Below are 262 nucleotides of genomic sequence, written 5' to 3' on the forward strand. Positions count from 1 at the left end.
AAGCAGTTTCTTTTGTACCGGGAAAGACATTGTCTTTTGATTAGGAGTAAACTCTTCTCTTTTGTCGTTACGTGATTGTGATTTGAAAATTTGTATTTGTTCCTGTTTCAATGCTTCCAGTGAAATTGTAAATTCTTCAGAAAGCTGTCTTAAATAATGATCACGCTCAACAGCATGTTTTAAATTCGTAATTTCCTTTAAGACTTTTTGGATGTATTCTAACCTGTGTCCCTCGTCCTGGAGATTTTTACCACGTCTGAAA

General features: G+C 34.7%; 1 protein-coding gene. It reads right to left on the reverse strand.

The genetic code is table 11. From position 1 onward, the window contains the following. On the reverse strand, positions 1–262 hold a 262-nt coding region (locus AOA62_RS29715; RefSeq protein ID WP_218244230.1), incomplete at both ends, for a hypothetical protein.

Source organism: Pseudomonas sp. 2995-3 (genome assembly GCF_002742565.1).
In the GTDB taxonomy this organism is placed as follows: domain Bacteria; phylum Pseudomonadota; class Gammaproteobacteria; order Pseudomonadales; family Pseudomonadaceae; genus Aquipseudomonas; species Aquipseudomonas edaphica.